The organism is Nitrospira marina, assembly GCF_059568365.1.
On sequence record NZ_JCANTH010000001.1, the window covers coordinates 1,978,540 to 2,000,868 of the forward strand.

15 protein-coding genes are annotated in these 22,329 nt (G+C 52.9%); 9 read left to right on the forward strand and 6 right to left on the reverse strand.

Features of this window, described 5'->3' with window-relative positions:
* Window positions 1–516: 516 nt before the first annotated feature.
* The 5 genes from LX98_RS08085 (at window position 517) to glnA (ending at window position 6,437) form a co-directional block, all read left to right on the forward strand.
* Entirely contained in the window at window positions 517–1,740 is a 1,224-nt protein-coding gene (locus tag LX98_RS08085) for an outer membrane beta-barrel protein (RefSeq protein WP_496428419.1), read from the forward strand.
* Between the two features lie 26 nt (window positions 1,741–1,766).
* Window positions 1,767–3,080 (forward strand): ammonium transporter, encoded by a 1,314-nt coding sequence (locus tag LX98_RS08090; RefSeq protein WP_496428420.1) that lies wholly within the window; start codon window positions 1,767–1,769, stop codon window positions 3,078–3,080.
* Between the two features lie 113 nt (window positions 3,081–3,193).
* On the forward strand, window positions 3,194–3,532 hold the full coding sequence (locus LX98_RS08095; RefSeq protein ID WP_496428421.1) for a P-II family nitrogen regulator: 339 nt from the start codon (window positions 3,194–3,196) through the stop codon (window positions 3,530–3,532).
* 71 nt (window positions 3,533–3,603) lie between these two features.
* The gene (locus tag LX98_RS08100) at window positions 3,604–4,887 is read left to right on the forward strand and encodes an ammonium transporter (RefSeq protein WP_496430580.1); all 1,284 of its coding nucleotides are present in this window, start codon (window positions 3,604–3,606) and stop codon (window positions 4,885–4,887) included.
* A gap of 140 nt (window positions 4,888–5,027) precedes the next feature.
* Window positions 5,028–6,437, forward strand: a complete 1,410-nt coding sequence (glnA, locus tag LX98_RS08105; RefSeq protein ID WP_496428422.1) for a type I glutamate--ammonia ligase — start codon at window positions 5,028–5,030, stop codon at window positions 6,435–6,437.
* Window positions 6,438–6,543: 106 nt separating this feature from the next.
* Here the strand turns inward: glnA and LX98_RS08110 are convergent, their stop codons facing one another.
* Window positions 6,544–8,790 (reverse strand): [protein-PII] uridylyltransferase family protein, encoded by a 2,247-nt coding sequence (locus LX98_RS08110; RefSeq protein ID WP_496428423.1) that lies wholly within the window; start codon window positions 8,788–8,790, stop codon window positions 6,544–6,546.
* Window positions 8,791–8,862: 72 nt separating this feature from the next.
* Between LX98_RS08110 and LX98_RS08115 the strand changes: the two genes are divergently transcribed.
* Window positions 8,863–10,497: a [protein-PII] uridylyltransferase family protein gene (locus tag LX98_RS08115; protein WP_496428424.1), complete on the forward strand. Its 1,635-nt coding sequence runs from the start codon at window positions 8,863–8,865 to the stop codon at window positions 10,495–10,497.
* Between the two features lie 183 nt (window positions 10,498–10,680).
* Window positions 10,681–13,281, forward strand: coding sequence for an ATP-dependent chaperone ClpB (clpB, locus tag LX98_RS08120; RefSeq protein ID WP_496428425.1), 2,601 nt, complete (start codon window positions 10,681–10,683; stop codon window positions 13,279–13,281).
* A 79-nt stretch (window positions 13,282–13,360) separates the two neighbouring features.
* Here clpB and LX98_RS08125 read toward each other — a convergent pair whose 3' ends face one another.
* The 4 genes from LX98_RS08125 to LX98_RS08140 all read right to left on the reverse strand — a co-directional run bounded on the left by LX98_RS08125 (window position 13,361) and on the right by LX98_RS08140 (window position 19,305).
* Complete coding sequence (locus tag LX98_RS08125) at window positions 13,361–16,510, reverse strand: hypothetical protein (protein ID WP_496428426.1); 3,150 nt, start codon at window positions 16,508–16,510, stop codon at window positions 13,361–13,363.
* Between the two features lie 543 nt (window positions 16,511–17,053).
* Window positions 17,054–17,761: a hypothetical protein gene (locus tag LX98_RS08130; protein ID WP_496428427.1), complete on the reverse strand. Its 708-nt coding sequence runs from the start codon at window positions 17,759–17,761 to the stop codon at window positions 17,054–17,056.
* A 55-nt stretch (window positions 17,762–17,816) separates the two neighbouring features.
* Window positions 17,817–18,095 (reverse strand): peptidylprolyl isomerase, encoded by a 279-nt coding sequence (locus LX98_RS08135; RefSeq protein WP_312641696.1) that lies wholly within the window; start codon window positions 18,093–18,095, stop codon window positions 17,817–17,819.
* Between the two features lie 139 nt (window positions 18,096–18,234).
* Window positions 18,235–19,305 carry a Kelch repeat-containing protein gene (locus tag LX98_RS08140; protein WP_496428428.1) on the reverse strand — a complete coding sequence of 357 codons (1,071 nt, stop codon included), beginning with the start codon at window positions 19,303–19,305 and terminating at the stop codon, window positions 18,235–18,237.
* A gap of 460 nt (window positions 19,306–19,765) precedes the next feature.
* On the opposite strand from LX98_RS08140, the gene LX98_RS08145 reads away from it, so the two are divergent.
* Together LX98_RS08145 and LX98_RS08150 are read left to right on the forward strand one after the other, a co-directional pair.
* Window positions 19,766–20,182 carry a BON domain-containing protein gene (locus LX98_RS08145; RefSeq protein ID WP_496428429.1) on the forward strand — a complete coding sequence of 139 codons (417 nt, stop codon included), beginning with the start codon at window positions 19,766–19,768 and terminating at the stop codon, window positions 20,180–20,182.
* Window positions 20,183–20,216: 34 nt separating this feature from the next.
* Window positions 20,217–20,738 (forward strand): DUF3341 domain-containing protein, encoded by a 522-nt coding sequence (locus LX98_RS08150; protein WP_496428430.1) that lies wholly within the window; start codon window positions 20,217–20,219, stop codon window positions 20,736–20,738.
* A gap of 152 nt (window positions 20,739–20,890) precedes the next feature.
* Here LX98_RS08150 and LX98_RS08155 read toward each other — a convergent pair whose 3' ends face one another.
* The gene (locus LX98_RS08155; RefSeq protein ID WP_496428431.1) at window positions 20,891–22,243 is read right to left on the reverse strand and encodes a hypothetical protein; all 1,353 of its coding nucleotides are present in this window, start codon (window positions 22,241–22,243) and stop codon (window positions 20,891–20,893) included.
* Between the last annotated feature and the right edge of the window lie 86 nt (window positions 22,244–22,329).

Consider the following 22,329-nt stretch of genomic DNA (forward strand, 5'->3'; position numbering starts at 1 on the left):
CTTGAAAGCCTGTATCCACCTCAGGCAAATTAAGGAGCTGAGCCAGAGTAGAATGCCTATTCTTTCAAGGGATTGGAGCATTGGCAAGCCTGGTTGGCAAGCCTGGAAGGGAGAGCGTTGGCATGTTTCTTATACCCCGGCTGAAGAATGTGAGAAAGAATTCAGCTGTAGGATTTTTGCGAGGCGCCGTTTTTCCACCATCAGGGGTTATTTTGATGTCTCTCCCTTGACACATGGTATCTTGGGTGGTAAAAAATCCAAAATAGGTCGCCAAGGACAACGAAGTCCCATGGTCGACCTCCCATAACAATAGAACGCGGACAATGAAGTCCTCAGCCAAAGAAATTGGTTGGGGATTTTTTTTTGCCTTTTTGACCTCATGCCGGTTCGTTGTCCTTGGGAAAATCAATAGAGTCTCGTCAATGAAGCGTGGCTGATCATTATTGGGGGAAGGTGGAGTCGGAAAATTCCTGGTCGTGGTAGGGCGAGTGCGACCTCAAAAACACGGAGGGCTACATGATTGGAGACCTAATACCTGGTATCACCTTTCACCACTCACAGAAGGCTCGCAGGCGTGGAGGGCTATTGGGCCTTGGTCTTGCGCTGCTTGTGGTGGTTGGCGGAACGAACGTCGGTGAGGCGGCGGTGTTAACCAAGGAGGATTTCAAACTCTATGGGTATGTGGAGGCCTCCTATACTCAAAATTTCAACTTTCCCAAAAATTCCGGGGCCAATGCCAATGATTTACGGATCTTTGACGGGGATGCCAATTCTTTCAGACCCAATATGGCGCAATTGGTCTTTGAAAAGGAAGCGACCAACGCCAGCAATATCGTCGAGCGTGCCGGCTTTCGACTGAAATTAGATGTCGGGGAGGATGCGCAATTTACGGGTGGGCGAACCGGGGATGATATAGATTTTCAGGAAATGTATGTCCAATATGTCGCCCCCATCGGCAACGGATTGGATATTCGGATTGGACGAATGAATTCCTTGGTGGGCTATGAAGTCATTGAGAGTCCTTACAATAACAATTTTTCCCGATCCTGGTTGTTTGGTTTGGGTCAGCCGTTTACGATCACCGGCCTTCGTCTGGCGTATGCCGTCAACGAACAGGTTTCAGTGTTAATGAGTGTTCTCAATTCTTATACGGGTTTGACAGAGGATAATAACACGGCGAAATCTGTGGAGGGGTTAGTGTCGTATCGCCCCACTGAAGCGCTTGGATTGAATGTGTATGGCATTGTTGGAAAAGAGAGTTCTAATACGAGATCCGGGTCAGGCACGCGGGTTCTTGTCGGCGGGTATGCGACCTACCAGGCCACTGATCAATTAGGCTTTGTGGTGGAAGCGTATTATGCCAATCAGGAAAATGGAAGTGCCATCAGCTCGGGTCGCAATGCCCGTTGGGATGGTGTCGCGGGGTATGCCATTTATGATTTCAATGAACAATGGGGCCTTCGGTTTCGTGGAGAAATTTGGGAGGACGCCGGAGGCGATCAGAGTTGTTTGGGAACGGCCGGATCCGGTGGAAATGCGAATGTCTGTGCCGTGTCAGCTCCGATCGCACAAACCCTTTGGGAGAACACGGTGACCCTTCAATATAAGCCGACTCCGTCGCTGATCACCCGATTGGAATTTCGATATGACAAATCAAATCAAAATGTCTTTCTAGATGGAAAAAATACTTTGACTAATAACCAACAGACACTGGCGGTTGAAGCCATTTTCCTCTTTTAATGAAGAGGTCAAAGGAGCAAAAGACGATGAAGGTCTATATTCACGCGGCCAGTAGAGCCCTATTTTCCGCAGTCATGTCTGTTTTGGTCTTGAACGGGTTGAGCGCATTCGTGTGGGCTCAAGATGGAGCAGTGTCGGAACTCAATGCCGGCGACACGGCTTGGGTGTTGATGTCCTCGGCCTTGGTGCTGGCCATGATCATACCCGGGTTGGCGTTGTTTTATGGCGGGATGGTCCGGAGTAAAAACGTATTAAGCACAATGATGCATAGTTTTATTGCCGTCTGTCTCGTCAGTGTGGTGTGGGTGTTTTGGGGGTATAGCCTCGCGTTTGCGCCGGATGTGGGAGGCGTCATTGGCGGGCTCAATTGGCTGGGATTGATTGGGGTGGGACCCGAACCGCTTGAAGGTTCCACGATTCCCCATTTGGCCTTTATGGTGTTTCAGCTTATGTTTGCGGCGATTACCGTGGCGCTCATTAGTGGAGCCATAGCCGAGCGAATGAAATTTAGTGCCTTTGCCTTATTTGCCGTGTTGTGGGTCACGTTCATTTATGCGCCTCTGGCTCATTGGGTGTGGGGAGGTGGCTGGCTCGCAGAACTGGGTGACTTGGATTTTGCCGGTGGGACGGTGGTCCACATCAGTTCGGGGGTGGCTGCGTTAGCCTGCGCGCTTGTCTTAGGAAAACGCCACGGATATGGTACCGAGAATATGAGCCCCCATAACCTGCCGTTTACGGTCATCGGGGCCAGTTTGTTGTGGGTCGGATGGTTTGGATTTAACGCCGGAAGTGCGTTGGCAGCCAATGGGATTGCGGCGAGTGCCTTTGTGGCCACTCATGTGGCGACGGCCGCGGGAGCGTTAGCCTGGGTCGGCGTGGAGGGACTCTATCGAGGAAGAGCGACCGTGTTGGGCGCAGCCAGCGGTGCCGTCGCGGGTCTGGTATCCATCACCCCGGCTGCCGGGTATGTGGGGCCCATCGGGGCCCTTGTGATTGGTTTTGGAGGAGGCGTGGTGTGTTATCTCGGTGTATTTTTAAAGAATAAACTGGGCTATGATGATGCCTTGGACGTGCTTGGCATCCATGGAATCGGAGGAACCTGGGGGGCAGTGGCCACCGGATTATTTGCGAGCATGGGTGGAGGTACCGGGCTCTTTTTCGGCAACCCCTCGCAGGTCGTCATCCAAGTCATTGGAGTGGGCGCAACATGGGCGTTCTCATTTGTCGGCACCTATCTCATCCTCAAACTCGTTGACGGCACGATCGGATTACGTGTCACTCGAGAAGATGAAGTGCTCGGATGTGATCTGACCCAACATCGGGAACGGGCCTATGGGTAATTCAGACAAAAGAGATGTCATGGTTCGAGAGCAGGGGCGGTCGGGAGAGTCTGTTGCCCGCGACGACGGAAAGCGATATTCAGGTGTTTTAATCCAATGGAAGGATGGTTCTTATGAAGCTGATTCAAGCCATTATTAAACCCTTTAAGTTAGATGAAGTGAAAGATGCGTTGATCGAGTTGGGTATTCAGGGCATGACTGTCACCGAGGTGAAGGGATTTGGTCGTCAAAAAGGTCATAAAGAGACCTATCGTGGCACTGAATATCAGATTGAATTCGTTCCAAAAATTAAACTGGAAATCGCCTTGGCCGATGAACGAGTGGGAGAGGCTCTGGAAGCCATTATGCGTGCAGCCAAAACCGGCAGTATTGGGGATGGAAAGATTTTCGTCTCCGACTTACATAGCGTTATCCGTATTCGTACGGGGGAATCGGGCGAAGGAGCGGTCTGACCATTGGCATCCCACTACATCACGTGTTTACTCGAGGAGGGGAAATGAATCTGTTGATTCCACGCTCAACGATGGGAAGATTGACCGGACTGGTGATTGGCCTGAGTTTGACTCAACCCTTTGCTGTTTGGGCAGGAGAGGATTCGCCGACAATTGATACGGGCGACACGGCTTGGCTCTTGATGTCTTCGGCGCTGGTGTTGTGTATGACACTTCCCGGCCTGGCCTTATTCTACGGCGGGCTGGTTCGCAAAAAAAATGTGCTTGGAACCATCATGCATACGATGGTGATTCTGTGCGTCATTAGCCTGGTTTGGGTGCTGTGTGGATACAGTTTAGCCTTCGGTCCTGATGTTGGAGGGTTCATTGGCAGCCTGGCATGGGTGGGTCTGAATGGTGTGGGATTGGATCCGAGTCCGCTGTATGCGTCGACCGTGCCCCATCAAGTCTTTATGTTCTTCCAGCTCATGTTTGCCGCCATCACCGTCGCCCTGATTACCGGCAGTGTGGCCGAGCGGATGAAATTTAAAGCCTTACTCATGTTTGCCGTCTTATGGTCCCTTCTAATCTATACCCCGTTGGCCCATTGGGTGTGGGGTGGCGGGTGGTTGGCCAAGCTTGGGGCGTTGGATTTTGCCGGAGGTGCGGTCGTCCATATCTCTTCCGGGTTCGGAGCCTTGGTCTGTGCGGTGATGCTTGGGAAGCGCAAGGGATTTGGTGCAGAGCCGATGCCTCCACATGATTTGCCGATGACCGTCCTGGGTGCGGGACTCCTCTGGTTCGGGTGGTTCGGCTTTAACGCGGGGAGTGCGCTAGGAGCCAATGGCGTGGCCGCGGCGGCGTTTCTTGCCACTCATACGGCCGCCTCGGCCGGGGGACTCAGTTGGATGGTGGCCGAATGGGTTCATAGGGGAAAACCAACCGTGTTAGGGGTCGCCAGTGGAGTGGTCGCGGGTTTGGCCACGGTGACGCCGGCTGCAGGATTTATCGGGCCGATGGCAGCCCTTCTGATTGGTCTGGTTGCCGGCACCGTTTGTTATATCGCGGTCGTGTGGAAAATGCGGCTCGGCTATGATGATTCGCTTGATGTCGTGGGTATTCATGGTGTGGGCGGTTTTATGGGCATATTAGCAACAGGGTTGTTTGCCTCCATCGGGGCCCAGGGTTTCTTTTTTGGAAACCCCGGACAGTTTGGTATACAAGTGGTATTGGCTTTGGTAACCTTGGCGTTTTCTGTCATCGGAACCTATCTCATTCTTAAAATCGTGGATGTGACAGTGGGACTGAGAGTCTCCGCCCAGGACGAGGAAATGGGGCTGGATCTTAGTCAACACAACGAACGGGCCTATTCCTAACAGGGAGGTGTGGGAGAAGGCATGATGGGGTGGAACGGGGCATGGCTTCCGATCCACGTCGGATGCATGCGTGCTATTGGTTGAGGAGATGAGGGTGTTGTTACTTTTATAAACAGCTGTGCTGGCGAAGGAGGTATTGAATGACCGCGAAAGAAGTGTTGGATTTTGCGAAAAAGAACAAGGTGGAAATGGTCGACGTCAAGTTTGTCGATCTGATGGGGACCTGGCAGCATTTTTCGATTCCGACATCAGAGTTAACGATGGATCTCTTTAAGGAAGGCTCTGGATTTGATGGATCGTCTATCCGTGGCTGGCGCATGATCCAAAATAGCGACATGTTGATCGTGCCTGATCCGAATAGCGCCTGTCTGGATCCATTCATGGAAATTCCCACGTTAAGCCTGATTGGAGACGTGCAAGATCCGATTACCCGGACCATCTATGAGCGGGATCCCCGTGGAGTGGCGCATCGCGCGGAACAATATCTTAAGAGCACGAAAATCGGAGATATTTCCTACTGGGGCCCTGAAGCCGAATTTTTTATTTTTGACCATGTGTCGTTCGATCAAAACAGTCACTCCGGTTACTACTTTGTTGATTCACAAGAGGGCATCTGGAATTCAGGGAAAGACGGAGAGAACCTCGGGTCACGGCCGCGCCACAAGGAAGGCTATTTCCCCGTCTCGCCAGTCGACTCCCAACAGGATATCCGGTCGGAGATGTGCCGGGAAATGGAAAAAGCCGGAATCAAGGTGGAGAAACACCATCATGAAGTGGCCACAGGGGGACAAGCCGAAATTGACCTTCGATTCGATACCCTGGTCAAGATGGCCGATCAGATGATGATGTACAAATATATTGTGCGCAATGTCGCGCGGCGGCACAACAAAACCGTGACCTTCATGCCCAAGCCGCTCTATGGGGATAATGGCACCGGAATGCATACGCATCAGAGCATTTGGAAGGACGGGAAGCCTCTGTTTGCCGGGAAGGAATATGCGGGTGTCTCGCAGATGTGCTTATATTATATTGGTGGAATACTCAAACATGGTCCGGCCCTGGCCGCGCTCACCAATCCCATTACGAATTCGTACAAACGCCTGACCCCTGGCTTTGAAGCACCGGTGTTGCTGGCCTATTCCAGCCGGAACCGATCGGCGGGCATCCGCATTCCCATGTATTCGCCGAGTCCCAAAGCCAAGCGCATTGAGGTTCGATTCCCAGATCCTTCCTGCAACATGTATCTGGCCTTCAGTGCCATGCTGATGGCCGGTTTGGACGGGATTCAAAATAAAATCCATCCAGGGGAAGCCATGGATAAAAATCTGTATGATTTAGAACCGGAGGAATTAGGGAATATTCCTTCATTGCCTTCGAGTCTGGACCAGGCCTTAAAGGCGCTTGAGGATGACCATGAATTTCTCTTGAAAGGCGGAGTGTTTTCCGAGGACCTGCTTGAAGCCTGGATCGCCTATAAACGGTCTAATGAAATCGATGCCATTCGAGTCCGGCCACACCCGTATGAATATTTTATGTACTATGATGTGTAAACGTTGAACGTGAACCTTTCCGCCAGTCTGCGGGAAAGGTCGGTGGGTGTCCTAGCGCCCGGGTATTCAATGAAGGGATGACGTCATGCCTTCTGATGCCCGGGCGTTAGCGTTTGGGAAACCGTCGAAGAAATTGTTCGTGAATGTTTCTCATCCTGGAGTGGATCGCATGCTCCAGATCCTCGGCCCCCTGAAGCCAGTTTGTGGTGAGCATCCCGAGCCGGCGAGCGAGAAAAACCATCTCATCAGAACCGGATGGGGGCAGGACAAGGTCCTGGGCATGGCCACGGACAATTCTCAGTCCATCAATGAGTTGTCGGAAATACACATAGTGGTCTTTGAGTTGGGCCCCCTCCTCAAGACTGAACAGGCCTTCCCCGCTTAAATGATCGATGGCTTCGAGCGTATTGGGAGTACGAATGGAGGGAAGGTCGTGTCCGCGCATGAGTTGAAGATATTGCACGGTATACTCCACATCAAGGAGGCCACCCGCTCCGTATTTTACATGCGTAGTTCCCGGCCGGACCAATTCCTTGATCTGCCGTTCACGAAGGTGGAGGGCGGTCTGCAGATCCCATGGGTCGGGGGCATAGACAAACTGGTCACGATGTTGCTCAACGGCTTTTCCGACTGCACGATTGCCGGCAAGAAATCGAAGCTTGATAAGGGCTTGTCGTTCAAAGGGGGCGGCTCCGCCCTCTGAAGTATAATAGCGCTGAATTTCTTCCAGGGAATTGGCGAGGAGCCCTTTCTCCCCATGCGGCCGAAGCCGGGTATCCAGGTGGAAAATGCCTTCCTGTTTGGCTTCAATCCATTGGAGAAATTCCTGTGCCCAGCGTTCAAAATAATCCGATGATACCCGCGCGGTCTGACCGCGCGGTGGTTTGCCCGGCATGTGATAGACGAACAGAATCTCGATATCGGAGGCATACCCTAATTCGCCTCCCCCGAGTTTCCCTAATCCAAAGATGGCCATCGACGGCGAAGCGGTGAGGGAGGATTTGGGATTGATCGCCTGTTGAGAATGCAAAAGGGCCTGATTGAGAATGACGTCAGCGAGATTGGTCAGGGCCTGGGAAAATTGCGGGAGCGGACTATTCTCCAGGAGATGACGCATGTCGATTCGAAACAGTTCTTCATCTTTCCATTGATTCAAACGCTGCTTTTTGTCGGCGGGAGTTTTAGCTTTGAGCAATAATGGCTCTATGGCCTTGCTGAGGATAGCTTTTGACCGGATCAGGGGACCTTTTTGGTACTGATTCATCATGGGCAACAAATTGTTATGCTGTCGGCGAAGTAAGTCCTCCCACAGGTAATCACTGCTGCCAAAGAGTTGCGCCAGCCGTTCCAGAGTGGAAGCCTGGCTCAGCTTGGTGAGATGCGATGGGGAATTGGCCTGCTCTAACCATTGATCCAGGAATTGATCAAAATGGTCGAGCGCTTTCCCGGGGTCCGGTGCCCACCTCAGGTAATGGGTGAATTCTTTCAGTAAGGTGGCCGCCGTTCGCAGTTCCTGTTGTTCGGCTTTCCCCTGAATTTTTCCACCTTGTCGCCCGCGGACGTAAAGACGATTGCGGACGCGATGGTTGGCGACTTCAATCTTGGCTTTCACAATATAGATGCCGCGCATGGCCAGAGCATTGGCAAAGGTGTAGAGAAACGCCGGCGTATCGGTTGAGCTAATATCCAGGATAGTTTCATGACCGCCACGCGGGTTGGAAAAGCTGATGTGCACCGGATGAACCATCTCCGTTGGTTTCTGCCGCATGTTCTCTAAATTCTCAATCAGTCGTCGATTGACCTGGCGACGGGCTTGCCGGATCTGATTCTTTTGAAGAAGGATGAGGAGGGCCGTCACCATCTCTTGAAGCTCACGTTGTTCGGGTTCCCCAAATTTCAAGTCTTCAAGAGCCTGCACGTGAAAAACATCCACCACAATTTTTCGGGTCAACCCTCGAGTCCCTTGTGGAGAACCGCCCATGGGCATGTGTCCCGGAGTGGATTTCGTGGAAAGGGCAGTGGGGGATGTAATCTCCAGCGAGGTGAAAATCGTGGCCTCGCGAATGTCCAACCCAAAGGACGATAAGACGCCACAGAACATGGCAAATTCTGAAAAATAGTCATATCCCACGAGAGTCAGTTGGTATTGCCGGGCGGGGAGAGTCCGGATCGAGATCGCACAGGGTCGTTCAAACGTGAGCTGGTTTGCCAGAGCTAAATGTTCCAAGATAGCGGCGGGAGGAAAGCTGTCAAAATAATCCGGGTCCATCTGCCGGACAAAATCTCTGATCAGGGCCGGACGAAGATCAGGACATTGGGTTTGATACGACTGGATCCGTTCGGCTTCGTTCATGGTGTCCGAGTATACTGAAAAATTGTTGCATTGTAAGGTCTGCCGCGCTTCCGTATAATTTTCCCTTTGACGATGAGCGCTTTCACACCACACACAGCTTCTGAGGGTGATCCTCCCGCTGCTTCACTTCCCGACCCGACGCCCTTACTTCTGGCTTCAGGACTTCCCTCCCAGGACGTGGCCCACATTCTTGAGGCCTATAGTCTGCAGGATTGGAAACGGGCGGACCAGAATCTGCAGGCCATGGCCGGTGAGCCGGTCACCCGGAAAGCCCTGGCAACCATTCTGCCCGCGGTCTTAAGCAGCGTGGGGCGAACGGCCGACCCGGATCAGGCTATCAATGAATGGGAACGGTATGTCGATTCCGGTATCCAACGGCTCCAACTGTTTCAATATTTAGCGATGGTCCCGCATGTGGTTGAAGTGTTGGGAGCGGCGTTCGGGAATAGCCCGGCCATGGCGCAAACCTTTATCCGTGATCCGTTACTCGTGTATTGGATTGAAGATGATGGGGTTCTGCGACGGCGAATGACGCGCGTGGCTCTTGAGGCCCACGTGCAGGCTGCCCTCAGTGCGGTGACGAGTTTTGAGGCAAAATGTGAAGCGTTACGACGGCTGAAGCGCCGCGAAATGCTCCGGATCGGCATTCGCGACCTCTTGGGCATTGCGACGCCGGTCGAAACCTATACGGTGTTATCGGATCTGGCCTCGGCTGTGATTCAGGCGGTTTATGAACTGGTGAACCGGGAGTTAACGCAGCGGTTTGGCGATTTTGCAGAGGAGACATCGACCGGGAAAATGGGAGACGGTTTCTCCGTGCTGGCCATGGGGAAACTCGGAGGATGGGAGCTTAATTATAGCTCGGATGTCGATCTGATTTATGTGTACCGTGCCCCCGAAGGAAAGACCAAAGCGGGGAGGGGACAAACCAGTATTACGCGTGCCCTGTATTGTGAAACGCTGGCCAGGGAACTCACGGCGGTCTTAACCGAGCCCACAGCGGAAGGGGCTTTGTTTCGAGTCGATCTCCGTCTCCGTCCGGAAGGAATGGTCGGGCCGTTGGCCTCGTCCCTTGAAGACGCACTTCACTATTATGGGGGTCGAGGACGAACCTGGGAACGTCTGGCCTTTCTCAAAGCCAAGCCCATTGCCGGAAATCTCCGTGTGGGGCAGGCTTTAATCAAGGGGCTGACAAACTTTGTGTATGGGAATGCAGGGGACGAAGGGCAGGTCTTCCCGGCTATTCATTCACTCCGGTCACAAATTCTGGCCAAGATGATTCGACGAGGGGAAGTCGACCGGCATGTCAAACTGGGCATCGGAGGGATTCGGGAAATCGAATTTATTGTGCAAGCCCTTCAACTGCGTTGGGGGCAGGCGTATCCTAAAATCCGTGACCGGCAAACACTCAAAGCGTTGGTGAAGTTGAGGCACATTGAAAAACTCACGGCACAGGAGGCGCGTCTACTGAAAGAGTCGTATGTGTTTTTGAGAAATCTTGAGCACAAACTTCAAATGGTCCATGAATTTCAAACGCATCTGCTCCCGAGTAAGACGGACGAGATTGCCAAATGCGCCGTCAGAATGGGTTACCTCAAACAGGGAACCGTGGGGCAGGCCACGGAAACGTTCCTGAACGACTATCGCCGGCATACCACCACGGTGCATCAGTTATACGAGCGCATCCTGTGTTCGTCATCGTCCTAGCTGCTCCACGCTTTTTTCTCAAGATATCCTTTTTTTGCCATCCGTTTGACAGTTGCGTTACAGGGAAGGAGACGAATGTCGGGTGTGAATCGTGCTAAGGGGTTGAATTCCCGCTGGGGATTATTATCTTTATAGTGCGAGACAAATTCCGGACGTATACATTATTGATTGAGGGGGAAGCCAATGGACCTTAACCGAATGACGATCAAAGTACAGGAAGCCTTGCAGGCTGCCTCGGGGATCGCGATGCGACGAAGCCATCAAGGGATTGATGTGGAACATCTCCTGCTGGCGTTGCTGGAGCAATCCGGTGGATTGGCGCACCCGATTTTAGAACATACGGGAGTTTCTCCGACCGCCGTCAAAAATGCCGCAGAACAAGCACTGCAGAAGGTGCCTCAGGTTCAGGGGAGTGGGGCGCCTCCCGGTCAGGTGCATCTCTCTCCGCGTCTGGCCAAGGTGCTCAATCAGGCGGAAGCGGAAATGAAGGAGCTTCGGGATGAATTCTTGAGTGTCGAGCATGTCATCCTGGCCATGGTGGCCGAAGGGGGCGTGTTTACCTCCATGGGACTCAAGCGGGATAAGGTCCTCGCCGGCCTTCAGGAAGTGCGGGGCAATCAGCGCGTGACCAGCCAGGATCCCGAGGGCACGTATCAGGCATTAGAAAAATATGGTCGGGATCTGACCCGGTTGGCCAGCCAGGGAAAATTGGATCCGGTGATCGGCCGTGACGAAGAAATTCGCCGGGTCGTGCAGATCCTGTCACGCCGCACCAAGAACAATCCGGTCCTGATCGGAGAACCGGGTGTGGGAAAAACGGCCATTGTCGAAGGCCTGGCACAACGAATCATCAAAGGGGATGTGCCGGAGGGACTTAAAAATAAACGCTTGATCGTGCTTGATATGGGTGCCCTGGTGGCGGGTGCCAAATTTCGCGGGGAATTTGAAGAGCGGTTAAAAGCCGTCTTAAAAGAAATTCAATCCTCCCAGGGACAGATCCTCTTGTTTATCGATGAATTGCACACGGTCGTGGGGGCCGGAGCGGCGGAGGGGTCCATGGATGCCGCCAACTTGCTGAAGCCGATGTTGGCCAGAGGGGAGCTCCATCTGATCGGTGCCACCACGCTGGATGAATACCGGAAACATATTGAAAAAGATGCGGCCTTGGAGCGGCGGTTCCAACCGGTGGTAGTTGATCAGCCGTCGGTGGAAGATACCATTTCCATTCTGCGCGGGTTAAAGGAGCGGTATGAAGTCCATCATGGCGTGCGCATCAAAGACTCGGCATTAGTGGCAGCCTCACGCCTGTCCAATCGCTACATCGGGGACCGGTTTCTGCCCGATAAAGCGATTGACCTCATCGATGAAGCCAGCGCGCGATTGCGAACCGAAATCGACAGCATGCCCGCCGAAATGGATGAGATCTCCCGAAAAGTCCTGCAGTTGGAAATTGAACGGGAGGCCTTAAAGAAAGAAACCGATGCGGCCAGCCGCACCCGGTTAACCCATATTGAGGAAGAGTTGAAAGCCAAACAGGCCGCGCTGAATGACTTGAAAACCCAATGGGATGCCGAGAAATCGTCCGTCGGCAAATTACAAACGATCCGACAGGAGATCGAAGGCGTCAAACAGCAAATTGAACAGGCCGAGCGGCAGTATGACCTGAATCGCGTGGCGGAGCTGCGCTATGGCACCTTGCCCAAACTGGAAAAATCCATGAAAGAGGAGGAAGAGCGGCTGGCCAATCAACAAGGCACCAGTCGTCTGCTCAAAGAAGAGGTCGATGAAGATGACATTGCCGAGGTCGTCAGCCGGTGGACAGGCATTCCCGTGAGCCGGTTACTCCAAGGCGAAGTAGAAAAACTGCTGCACCTCGATGAATGGTTACACAAACGCGTGATCGGTCAGGATGAAGCGGTCAAAGCGGTGGCTGAAGCCGTGTTGCGTGCCCGGTCCGGCATCAAAGATCCCAATCGCCCCATCGGGTCGTTCCTCTTCCTGGGACCGACCGGCGTGGGCAAAACCGAGTTGGCGCGGGCGCTGGCGCATACCCTCTTCGATAACGAAGCCAACATGGTGCGTATCGATATGTCGGAATATATGGAAAAACATACCGTGGCCCGATTGATCGGCGCCCCGCCAGGGTATGTGGGCTATGAAGAAGGCGGACAGTTAACCGAAGCGGTGAGGCGCAGACCCTTCTCGGTCATCCTCTTCGATGAAATCGAAAAGGCCCATCATGATGTCTTTAACGTCCTCCTCCAAGTCTTAGATGACGGGCGGTTGACCGACTCACAAGGCCGAACCGTGGACTTCAAAAATACCGTGCTCATCATGACCTCGAATCTGGGCAGTCAGGATATTTTGGAAGCCCAGCAACGGAATATGGACTATGAAGCCATTCGGGCCTTAGTGCTCAAAGAAATTCAACAGCATTTCCGTCCCGAATTCTTAAACCGGGTCGATGAAATTGTGGTCTTCCATCCCTTAAAACGGGAGGAACTCGCGCAAATCGTCGAAATTCAATTGGAACGGCTCAGGGTCAGATTGGCGGACCGGCGGATGTCCCTGGAACTCTCGCCGGCGGCCGTGGCCGATCTGGCTGCGCGGGGCTATGACCAGGTCTATGGAGCTCGTCCCTTGAAACGCCTGCTTCAACAGGAAATTGAAACGCCGCTTTCCCGGCTGATCATCCAGGGCAAAGCGGTTGATGGGCAACGCATTGTGGGCGATCTGGTCGACGGCAAGTTCGTCCTCACCGCCCAGGAAAATGTAGAGGCCTAACGCCACTCCATCAATCCCACGGGGAGTATGATTGTGGTGCTCTCCGTGGGATTGTTCTCCTCAACGGATTCCCGTCCAATCACCTGCCAAGATATTCAATAAACAGCATGAGGAAATAGCCACCGGAAGGAATAGCAAAGGCCTTCAAAATGGGTTGTTCGGCAAACGGGCAAAACGCCCCTTTCCTAAAGTTCTGCACCTCGCTGATGACCTTCTGTATTTGAGCTTTTCGGGTAGAGCCTGCACTTGTGCTCAACATGGACGTCAGCTCATTGAGAACGCGCCCCCGGGCGTTTTCAGCCGTTCGCCGGAAATGAAAGGCTGAAAAAACGGCCAGCCCGATGTTGCTTCCTATTACGATAAGAAGACTAATCGGAAGATCCCAGTCATCAAAAAATGAAGAACGTGACACAATCATGACCAATACAATGATAAAGGGATAATAGATTAGGGTCCCGACCACTTCTGTGAGCTGACCACAAAACCACAGACCGTGTTGAAAGTTGTCCAGAGCATCCTTCATAGAACTATGGAACCAGGGTTCGCGTGCTCTATTCCGAGGTGGCCATTCCACGCCTGGTTGTAACACCCACTTCACCATCCTGGCACAAAGCCGTGTGACATACACCACAAAAAACACCAGGAGCCACATGGTGACCACACTCAGAATAAGAATCGCCTTATCCCAAATGAAGCACGTCCCACCCCGGCAGGGGGTGGTGGGAAATCCGATGAGCATAAAAATAGGGAAGGCAAACAGAATCAGGTAGACAGCTGTCTGGACGACAACACGGGAGCCTGCGCACCGTAAGCCCATTAATGATGTATAGATGCGCCATGTTTCACGCACCGTATGTTTAGGGGGTGCGCCGCCACTTGAAAAGTCCGGACCAAAGTCCATCCACTTTTTCCATTCGAAGCATCCGGTACATTCTCCTGGAGAGAGATCGAAATCTGCCTCAAGTTGACGAAATTTGGCCTGCAGGGTTCTGTATCCCCGGCAAAGAAAGCAAAGACTCAAAAAGAACGCCGCCAATCTGAGTATCTCAGTTGGCCAGACACTGATACCTTCCAGCCAGACAAAGGGTTCTCCATCCTCAAGTTGGTGGGTGATGGACACAAACAGCCAGGAATAGCTACCGACGACGGCAAACAGGAAGGCCCAGAACATGGGAGACTTGGCCGCCGCTCCCGCAAGAAACACCGCTTTCCGGCTCATGGCCGCATAAATCAGCCAACTACTCAACAGAATACATCCCAGCAGGATGAATGTTCGTAAACCTATAGGGGGCGCCGGCTCTCCATGTTCAAAGTCCGGGCGTGAAACATGGATGGAGCGGGTGCCGTCACTCAGGTCGTACGCACCCGTGAGTCCGACCTCGAAGACTCTTGGCGCTCGATAAAGAGAGGGTTGGTCTGGTGAGTTGTCGCATAACCCGTGAGCAAACAGTCCTGAAGCCGTGTGACACACGGCGTCGGGGTCAATGGCCAGCAGCGTGGACAAGAATAATGAGGTTTGATAGGCATCACGAAACGGGGGAATCGACCCTTGCACCTTGTCATCAAGACGAAGGCCGAAATGGGAGGCAATGAGAAGATTTCGAGTCCATTGATATTGGCCCGGATGTAAGAGACGGGCATCAAGATCGGTGGTAAAGAAAAGGACACCGGGAAATTCCTTTCGCAAGGCTTGGAGGAGGAGCAGTTTGTCATAGACATCTCCAGCCAAAATGCCGATGGCCTTAAAGCCGGGACAGGTTGGCCATGATCCTTCTCCCACACTGTCCAGACACTCTTCGCGAATCCTCCGATCCTCAGCTTGTATTTGCAAGGCCAACCGCCTCAAATAATCGAACTGGGCCGGGCCTTCCGGTCGTTCAAGACCCTTATTAATTTTAAAAAGGTTCTGAGAAAGGGTTCCGTCACTCTCGGATTTTCCACCAGAGGCATTCATACTTTGAGGAAGCTCACCGTCAATTCCACGAAGGTAGCTAAAGCGATGGGCCCAATCAGGCCAGTCCACGTCTCCCAAATTCCTGATCTTGGTGACAAGATCAAGATCCCGAGTACGATGAGTCACTTCAAGAAAGGTCAGTGGCAGTTTCCGCCCGTAGAGCGTATCCCATTCCCCGATCAGGGCAATGTGATCTGGTTCGTCGGTAAAGTCCACGTTGCGTTTGTGTAATTCCTCTGCCAGTTCCCTGGCCAGCTCTTCGTCTGTACCTATGACGCGATGCACATCAAAACCCAAGGACTTCATATACTTCCAGCACTCAGCTTCGCTGACACACTGTCCCTCATCAATGTTAAGGCCTTCAAACAGAACCGCCTCAGAGGCGGTGGCCGAATAGGAAAGATACTGGATAGCTGTTGAATCCTCTGTGGGTGTATTTGAGGAAGACCCCATTCGATGTCTTCCCAGAACTTCACTGATCATGGCGCGTAAGGTTCCGGAATGAAACGGGCCTAACACCGTAAACGACATCGTGGCATCAACATAATCGTGACGACCTCGTTCCTGTGGAGAGTCGGGTACCGAATCGTTCACAAAGGCCACGAGGTCTTCCAGGGACGCTAATGGGTTTTTCTCAAGATCTTGATCCTTGACCCAGAGGACCAGCACGTGGTCTTTTCCGGGGTTGTCCGGTTTAAACCATTCGAGAGGCACATCCATGCCGGGACAACTTTCATCCCAGCAGGTGTCTTTTCCTTGAAGTTTTGTGCGGTTCCACGAAAAATATCTGAAAAACTCCCCTTCCTCGGGGATATACCCCGCCTCTCCAAGAGCAGACACCACCGCATAGCGATGCCGTAACCGGTATTCGGTTCCGGAAGCAAAGGGAGTGCCTTCTGTTACGACAATCAGGGTTTTGAATGTGGGTGTGGGTTCTCCTATAGCCCTCGTGATCTCATGTAACTGAATGCCCAAATTATGATGGTCCGTGGTCTGTGAACCAGTGAGAGAATCCTGGCGTGACTGAGCCACAGTCTGAGATTGAATGGCTTTGGGTTCGGCGTGTTTATGAGCCTTTACCGATGCGAAAGGGTCCTGCCACAGACGGCTTTGCACTCGCTTGTCACCAACGATCACCGCCTCGCTTTGTTGTTCATGAACGGGCCGATCACTTTTAAAGGGTTGTTGGTAAAACAAAATTCCACCCAGCACGGTGAGCAGAATTAATAACCCCGTCACAGGAATCTTAAAATCGTCGCTTTTTTCAGAGGCCATGCGTCACTCGCGAATGTTCCCTGGAACCAGATGACTGCCGGATATGGCTGTTCAGCTTCATCTCATGGCTAATGGGGAAGGAACTATATGTGGTTGAACAATTCAAAATGGACAATGATCCAACTGCCGGACACGTGCGGTTCATCACCTACAGGAACTCAAGATTCATGCGAGCGCGACGGATGACTCTCGCGCCGCTGAGAGAACGAATGATAAACCCGCGGAATGTAAGAAAAAGAATGAAACAAAAGGAACGCCGATGGAAAACGGTCTAGATGTTGAGTGGTCGATTGCGTATCCAATCAGATACGACCCTGTATCCAATCAGACACGAGATCCTGTCATTCGATGATGGAACGGACTCTCGTCGTTTTCAAAGGAAGAACGTTGGTGATCATTCCACAATTCGCCGGGGGAACCTATCCGGTATGTACAGATTGAAGAAGCGTGTGTCGGGGATGTCATCGTCGACCAGATTCGTAGACCTGTCAATCCATTATCGACCACGGCAAGGCGCAGGCTTAACCGACGCATCCCCGCTGGTCACTCCATCGGTCCGACGGCTTTACAACGAAGCCGCAAGCCGGCAAAACCGCCATCGCCCCAGGAGGCTTCGATGCCAATGGCAATTTGGTCGCTCGGGCAGGAAACCTTCTCGCGCCAGCGTTTACAGTTTGGGCGCCTGAACTTGTCACTGAGGCTGGCGTCGAAGAGGGTTCCATCCTGGCCCACACGCACGGCCCAGATCTCCGCCCCTTTAATCTTGTCGTCTTTCTTTTTCTTGTCCGTGGTGCAGACCTGGATGGACTGAACAACATGATCGGCCTTGTCGAATTTAATCGTCTGTTTGTCGTGAACATTTTTACCCGTGCACGGCGGCCTGGTGGCTTTGTTCGACGTGCTTTCTGCGGTGTGGCGACCATTTAAACTCGTGCGCAATGTGCCGATATAGCACGCCTCGTCGCTCCGCTCATAAAAGACAAGGCCGCCGAGCGCCCACTGATTTGCGGACGTCGTCGCAAAAGCATCGGGTGCGAGAGTTTTGACATCGAGCGTGCTTGTTCCGCCGGGAGCCGAGCCGGACAATGGACTTTTACTGACCGTCCCGATGACGATGGCCTCGGCCCAGGCCTGGACCGGTGCCAGGCCAAAAACGAGAAACGCCATGATTACTTGCGCACAAAGTCTTTGTTTCATCTCGCCTCCTTGCTGGTGATGATCCTCGAACATGTACGGCAAAGAAATTTTCAAGACGTCTGTCCGAAATGATTTGTATGAATTGCGGAAGAGGTCTCAGTCAGGAAGGTTATTCCTTCTGACCCGTTTTTTTAATGATGTGATATCCGAATTGGGTTTTGACAACCGGACTCAGACTGCCATGTCCCAGGCGTTTGACCGCATCTTCAAAGGCTTTCACCATTTTGCCGGGACCAAACCATCCCAGATCACCACTTTTGGAACCGCTGGGGCAGGTCGAAAACTCCTTCGCCAGGTCGGCAAATTTAGCTCCGGTTTTCAAACGTTTCCTCAGGTCTTCGGCTAACCCTTTTTCCTTTACGAGAATATGACTCGCTCTCCACTCCATACGTTCTCCTTTCAAACCCTTCAACACAGTCCTGTCAACAGAGGCACTTCTTTTTTTATGGGCAAATTATATGATGCTGTGTAAAAAAATGTCATCTCGAATTTCATGACGGCCAGCCCCCGGCAGTTTGAGACGCCCCTCATGGTTTGGGAAGTGTGGAGGTGACGGATGCCGGCGGAGTAAACACTTCGTTCACAACACTAAAGGAGCCTCCCGGTGTGGGCCCGCCACTGATGACGTAAATGCGGTCATTCACTACCGCTGACCCGAGGCCGTGGCGTCCTGTCGGCATGGGGGCCATGGTCTGCCAGCCATCACCCGTTGGATCATACGCCTCGTTTTCACGAAAGGTTCCTTCTTCCTGTTCGCCGCCGAAAACATATATCCGATTGCCCACACTGGACGCGGTGATACCACTGCGGGCAGTCGGAAGATCTGCAACTCGCGACCAGCGGTCGGTGACAGGATCGTAGACTTCCGTGACAGCGAGATTCTGTCGATAGTCGCCGTTCAGGCGTCCGCCAATGGCGTAAATGTTACCGGCTACGGTTGCGGCTGCAAGGTGATCGCGAGGGGTCGGCAGCGGCGCGCGCATCGTCCAGGCATTGCGCTCCGGATCGAAGACCTCCACTGCCGCGCTATTGGCCTTCCGATCGTAGCCGCCGATGGCATAGAGCTTCCCGTCGTACAGTGCCACCGACAAGGCTCCGCGAGGGGTCGGCATCGGTGCGCGCTCGGCCCAGATGTCCGTGGCTGGATTGTAGACATACACGGTGGCAACGGGATGCCAGATGCTGAGTCCCGATTGCCTGTATCCACCAATGACAAACAGTTTGTCGTCTGCCACTCCGAGACCCACATGGTGCAGGCCCACCGGCATTGGCGCTCGGGATGTCCATTGGTCGGTGGCCGGATCATATTCCTGGAGGGCTGGCGTGATCCCGAGATTAATGATATTGCCGAAGGCGGGTTGCTCAAACCCGCCCACGACGTAAATTTTGCCGTTCAAGGTCGCGGCGGCCACCTCAGTCCGCATCGTTGGTGCAGGCTTGACCGTCTGCCATACCCCCTGATCCGCCTCTGTCTGCATTGATTGAGCAGATACGGGCGGCACGATGAGGCAGAGCGCAGTGAAGAACGCCAGAAGGACCAGGATAGGGCTTACCAAAGGAACATGGCGTAGGATTGCCGGGATGATCTGGTGTCGCATGGCTGGAAGTATAGCAATCGAGGAATGGAAAATCTTCACTGTGTGTGATGACCACAGTGAGCCGACCAAAAGAAGCCGGACTCACCCACCCCCACAAGGACGTCGCGATGAACTGCGAACCGCGTGGAGAACCATTCCCGCTCAACAGGGCACAGTGGATAAAGACACAGGTGATGACGACGTCAACGATATAGTTGAGAGAGTCCATCGAACGAGTGTCAGAAGGTCCCGGTGAGCGTGAATCTCGTCAAAATCCCATCCTGAAATAGCCCCACATGGATCACCTGCCGTGCTTCTACGACCGGGTATTTTCCTGCCGTCAACATGGTGACATTTCGGAAAAGGTCGGGTAATCTAGGCCCACTTTGGGAGGGGAAATGAGGAATATGTCCATCAACGGGGTTGGACCCGGTTACCCAATATTTAATGTCCACTCTTTTCACCCCATGACGGAATAATTATGAAGTACGTAACAGGTTGTCTGATAGTGCTGGGCTGTCTGGCTCTGGCAGGGTTTTTGGAGATCCCCTCCGTTGGCGGTCAAACACTCCCGACCGCTTTCAAAGTCGCGTCCGCCGAAGTTGAAAATTCCCAACAAAACCTTCGGGACAGTGAGGGCACCACGCTGACTCCTTTCGACCAGTCCAAAGGGAGCGAGGAGGATGTGGAGCTGACCCGGCGTATTCGTCAGTCACTTATAGCCGATAAGACCTTATCCATGAACGCCCACAATATTAAGATCGTGACCCTGAATGGAAAGGCTACGTTACGAGGACCGGTGGAGACGCATGATGAGCGAAGGCGGATTTTGAACATGGCCACGTTAGTTGTCGGCCTGAACAATGTCATCAACCTGCTAGAAGTTGTAAACGAATAAATACCCTCGTTATCCCCCGGAAAAGGAGCATCAGATGGCTAAAGCCGTTTTTTGTATTGCGACAACTTTTCTGCAAGCCGAGCAAATCGTCGACAATCTCAAGATTGCGGGTTTCTCGAGTAACGATATTTCTGTGCTCTTTCCAGACACCCATGGGGCCAAAGATTTAGCGCATGAAAAGCACTCGAAGGCTCCGGAGGGGGCCGTCACCGGAGCCGGAGCAGGTGGGGTGTTGGGTGGAGCCCTTGGCTGGCTGGTGGGCATCGGGGCATTGGCGCTCCCCGGCATTGGTCCGTTTGTGGCTGCCGGCCCGATTATGGCCGCGCTGGGCGGGGTGGCACTCGGCGCTACGGTGGGAGGCCTGACCGGCGGACTGGTCGGCATGGGCATCCCGGAGTATGAAGCCAAGCTCTATGAAGGAAAGATTAAAGAAGGCAAAATCCTGATCTCGGTTCATTCAGAAAATCCCGATACGACGGACCGTGCCCGAACAATCTTCAAAAATGAGGGAGCCGAAGATATTGCCACCTCGGATGAGGCCTCGGTCAAGTCCTAAAAGGGGTGAGGAACAGAAACAGGTCAATCCCAAACGCGCTAGAGATCGCACGCGTTCCTTGCGGTCATAGGCCCACCTCGATAGGTGGGCCTGAGCGCCCAGAGTACATTTAGGTTTATCTGCCACCAGACTCATGGTCGGATAGTGGGGACCTAGCGCACGATCTCGGCTTTGGCTCCGCTGGCGATCGGTTCCTCAGTTGTCGCCATGATCGGGGTCAGAAAGCGCGATTCCGCCTTGTAATCATACAAACCCGTGGCAGGATCGAGTTCGAGGATCTGGCTTCGCAACGTGCCTTGATAGGTAAAGGCCTTCTCGCCGGGCGGCACCGAAAAATTGATCGTCTCGGTAGTGGCCGTGGAATATTGTTCGGTAAACGAAATAGAAAATCCCACGGTGAATTTTCCCTTCACCAGCACAACACCCGCCTCAAATGATGCGCTGATGTCGATCTTCTGGGTGCTGGAAAAGATAAAGCCGGTCGTCACGCTTTTCGCGTAAGATGACGTGGCCTTGGAATGGGTATTGTCAATGCTTCCGATATTTTGCAGGTCCGGAGAAAAGAGGACCAGAACCTGTGCTTTTGTGGAATCGGCCAGCAACGGCAGACTTTTGCGGAACGTGTCGGCATCGGCCGGCGGGCGTTTATCATAAATTTCTATCGTGGTATCCTTCACGGGAATGCCGTCAAGTAGACCCCCTTCACCACCAAATGCATGACCTTTAAAATGGGCCATCGCGGCTGCGAGGTCCGCATACAAGACGTTGAGATCGCTGTAGAGGACCGCCCGCGCATCAATCGTCAATGTCGTATCGTGCTTCATGGCCTCTTTTTTTACTTTGAAATCTTTGATGATCAGGTGCCAATCCACGGCAAGCACCCCGATAGCATCCGCATATTTTCCATCGTAATTCTCGACAAGAAATACGACGCGACTGTCTGTCTTGTTGTAATCCCTCGCAGAGGCATCGTTCAGGGGACTAATGACGTTGGAAAACCCAGATTTAATGGAGTCTTTGTCCAGCCCCTTGATAAGCACGGACGAAGCGGTTTGCGCCAGACTGGAAAAGGCATCCTTGATCGAATCCACCGAGTCATAGCGTTCGCTAAAATCCTCATGAGCGCGGGTCCCGGTAAAGCTGGGTCGGTTGGCATGAAGCCAATCGAAGTGGTCCTTGTAGATCAAATATGCCAAGTCGGCAGCATAACCTGCCCCCGTGGTGTCGGGTTTCCAGTTGCCGACCGATGATTCGGCCCATTCACCGACCAGCCCTTTGAGACGGACTTCCCCTTTTTCAGCAGGTTTAAGAATTTGATAGGTTTGGATAAGTCCGTCAGGTATGGTGGCTTCAACCTCGGAAATGAATTTCGTCAGCATTTTTTTGTCGGTATACTTGCATGTGAGACCGATGTTGTTCAGTTGTTTTTGAAGTACATCGGGGGTGAGTGCCGTGGGCGTAGCCCGAGTCAGGTCGATCTTAATCTTCTTTCGTGGGATCGGCATAGAAATTCCTTCCTGACATTCCTTTGAGGTTGACATGAGCACAGACTTTTGAAAAATTTTGTCGACTCTTCAATCCGAGTTCACAG